The following is a 3,414-nucleotide window of genomic DNA, read 5'->3' on the forward strand; positions in this document are numbered from 1 at the left end:
GCCCGCCGGCCGGTAACCGCCGGCCGCGGCCGCCAGCCGCTTGTCACATATGCGGTACGTGACAGACGTGCGCGCGCGATCGCGTTCGGGTTAGGCTGGCGCGCGACGTCCGGTACCCCTACGAGGACTGGAACGACATTGATGGCCACATCCGCAACCGCGGCTTCGCCACGCCCCCGATCGCCCGGCGACGGGGAACCGGCGCTGGCCCTGAGCCGCGCGGAACTCGACTCACTGCTCGACGCGTCACCCTTAGCGGCAAATGCTACACGGGCTGTCGTCATGACGATGGGCGCGTTACACGCCGGGCACGCCGAGCTGATCCGCGCCGCCCGGGCCCGCGCGGACCAGCTGATCGTCACGATCTTCGTGAACCCGTTGCAGTTCGGCCCCCGCGAGGACCTCTCCCGCTACCCCCGGACGCTCGACGCCGACCTGAAGCTGTGCGGCCGCGAAGGCGCGGACATCGTCTTCGCCCCGCCGGTCGTACACGAGACCCCGCCGCTCGTCCGGGTCAGCGCCGGCTCGCTCGGCGAGGTGCTGGAGGGCGCCAGCCGCCCCGGGCACTTCGACGGCGTCCTCACGATCGTCGCGACCATGCTCCACCTGACCCGCCCGCACCTGGCCTTCTTCGGCAAGAAGGACGCCCAGCAGCTCGTCCTCGTCCGGCGGATGGCGCGTGACCTGGCCTTCCCGACCGAGATCGTCGCGGTGCCGACGGTGCGGGCCCCGGACGGGCTGGCGCTGTCCAGCCGCAACGCCTACCTGACCACCCACCAGCGCCGCAGCGCGCTCGCGCTGTCACGGGCGCTCGCCGTCGGGGTGCGCGTCGCCGACGAGGGAGCGGACGTGGTGCTGGCCGCCGCCGGCGAGGTGCTCGCCGCCGAACCGGACGTCGAGGTGGGCTACCTGCGGCTGGCAGGCCCCCACGATCTGGCACCGGTACGCACCGGCCAGGCGCTGCTGCTGGTCGCGGCCCGGGTGGGCACCACCCGTCTGATCGACAACATCGAGCTCACGCTGCCCGGGGAGGACGGCTGACCGTGTTCCGGACCATGCTCAAATCGAAGATCCACCGCGCCACGGTCACCCAGGCCGACCTGCACTACGTCGGTTCCGTCACGATCGACGCCGACCTGATGGCGGACGCGGACCTGCTCCCCGGCGAGCAGGTCACGATCGTCGACATCGACAACGGCGCCCGGCTGGAGACCTACGCGATCGCGGGCCCGCCCGGCAGCGGGATCATCGGGATCAACGGCGCGGCGGCAAGGCTTGTCCATCCCGGAGATCTTGTGATCATTCTGGCGTACGCGGTCATGGCCGATGCCGAGGCCCGCCGGTTCACCCCGCGGGTGCTGTTCGTGGACGCCACCAACCGGGTCGTCGCCCACGGGCAGGATCCGGCGGCGGCGATCCCGGACGACCCGTCCAGCCTGCGCGGGGACATCGTCCAGCCGTTGTCGGTCGATCAGCTGTCCGTCGACGGGACGAGAACCGGCCGGGAGGCGCCCCGGCACGAGCCGGACGGCGGGCGGCCGGCCACGGTCGGAGCGCGGGTCCGCCCATGACCTTCCTGCCCTGCCGCCTCGGCACGCCCCGGCCGGGCTGGGCCCTCGACGCCGACATCGTGGTGATCGGGTCGGGGATCGCGGGGCTCAGCGCCGTCCTGCACGCCCGCGCGGCCGTGCCCGCCGGCCGGGTCCTGCTGGTCACGAAGGCGCGCCTGGACGAGGGGTCGACCCGCTGGGCGCAGGGCGGCATCGCCGCCGCGCTCGCCCCGGAGGACTCCCCCGAGGATCATCTGGCCGACACCCTGACCGCCGGGGTCGGGCTGTGCGACGCCGACGCCGTGCGGATCCTCGTCACCGAGGGGCCGGCCCGGGTGCGGGAGCTGGCCGAGCTGGGCGCCGCGTTCGACCGGAACGGCTCCACCGGCGGGTTCGCGCTGACCCGCGAGGGCGGCCACCTGCGCAGCCGGATCGTGCACGCGGGCGGCGACGCCACCGGCCTGGAGGTCGAACGGGCGCTCATCACGGCGGTACGCGCCGACCCGGGCGTCGAGGTGATCGAGCACGCGCTCGTCCTCGACCTGCTGCTGGACGCCGACGGCAACGCCGCCGGGGTGACCCTGCACGTCCTGGGCGAGGGCAGCAAGGACGGGGTGGGCGCGGTCGCCGCCCGCGCGGTGATCCTCGCCACCGGCGGGATGGGGCAGATCTTCGCCGCCACCACGAACCCGCCGGTGTCCACCGGGGACGGCGTGGCGCTGGCGCTGCGCGCCGGCGCGGTCGTCACCGACCTGGAGTTCGTCCAGTTCCATCCGACCGCGTTGTGGCTGGTCCCGCCGTCGACGGCAGCGGGAGCGCGGCTGGGGGCGGGGGCGGGCCCGGCCGGCGCGACCGGACCGGCTGGCGGCGACGATGAGCCGTCCGGCGCGCCGTCCGTCTCCGGCCAGCAGCCGCTGGTCAGCGAGGCCATGCGCGGCGAGGGCGCCCACCTGGTGGACGCCGCCGGGCACCGGGTGATGGACGGCGTCCACCCGCTCGCCGACCTGGCGCCGCGGGACGTCGTCGCCAAGCGGATGTCCCAGGTGATGTCCGCCCAGGGCGTCGACCACCTCTACCTCGACGCCCGCGGCCTGGGCAGCGCCACCCTGCTGCGGCGCTTCCCGACGATCACCGCCCGCTGCCGGGCCGCCGGCGTGGACCCGGTCCGCGAGCCGATCCCGGTCGCTCCGGCAGCGCACTACGCCAGCGGCGGCGTACGCACCGACGTCTGGGGGCGGACCAGCGTCCCCGGGCTGTACGCGTGCGGCGAGGTCGCCTGCACGGGCGTGCACGGGGCGAACCGGCTGGCGTCCAACAGCCTGTTGGAGGGGCTGGTCTTCGCCGCCCGCATCGGCACCGATCTCGCCCGGGGGCTGCCCGCCCCGACGAAGCCGGCGAACCCGGTGGTGGGACGCGGCTCGGCCGGGCTCGCCGACCCGGCGGCCCGCGCCGACCTGACCCGCGCCATGGCCGACGGCGCCGGAGTGCTGCGCAGTGCGCAGAGCCTGCGGGCGACCGCGAAGACGCTGGCCGCCCTCGGGGACCTGCGGGCCGGCGGCACCGTCACCGCCGGCCCGGACGCCTGGGAGATGACCAACCTGCGGACCGTCGCCACAGCGCTGGTCGCGGCTGCCACAATGCGTCAGGAAACCCGCGGCTCGCACTGGCGGGAAGATTTCGGTAACACTGATGACGCACGCTGGCGTGGCCACATCCTCACCCAGCTGGACGCGGAAGGTGAGCTCTCAGTGACATACGAGCCGTTGAACGCCGCGGAGGCCGCGCCTGCGCCAGGCCACCCGGCAGCCGCCGGGCACGCCTCGGACCGGGCCTGATGCCACTGCCGTCCCCACCGCCGCTGTCG

The 3,414-nt window shown here is 74.7% G+C and carries 3 protein-coding genes; all 3 read left to right on the forward strand.

Going from position 1 to position 3,414, the window contains the following annotated elements:
• Positions 1–282 precede the first annotated feature (282 nt).
• Genes panC through AC5LUJ_RS20600 form a run of 3 tightly spaced genes read left to right on the forward strand, consistent with a single transcriptional unit; the run spans position 283 to position 3,385 of the window.
• A complete protein-coding gene (gene panC / locus AC5LUJ_RS20590) occupies positions 283–1,041 on the forward strand; it encodes a pantoate--beta-alanine ligase (protein ID WP_493465546.1) in 759 nt (252 codons plus the stop codon).
• A gap of 2 nt (positions 1,042–1,043) precedes the next feature.
• Positions 1,044–1,571, forward strand: coding sequence for an aspartate 1-decarboxylase (gene panD / locus AC5LUJ_RS20595; RefSeq protein ID WP_250281946.1), 528 nt, complete (start codon positions 1,044–1,046; stop codon positions 1,569–1,571).
• Positions 1,568–3,385: an L-aspartate oxidase gene (locus AC5LUJ_RS20600; protein WP_250281947.1), complete on the forward strand. Its 1,818-nt coding sequence runs from the start codon at positions 1,568–1,570 to the stop codon at positions 3,383–3,385. Before panD ends, AC5LUJ_RS20600 begins: the two co-directional genes overlap by 4 nt.
• Positions 3,386–3,414: the final 29 nt, after the last annotated feature.

Source organism: Protofrankia sp. CiP1_Cm_nod3, assembly GCF_982290655.1.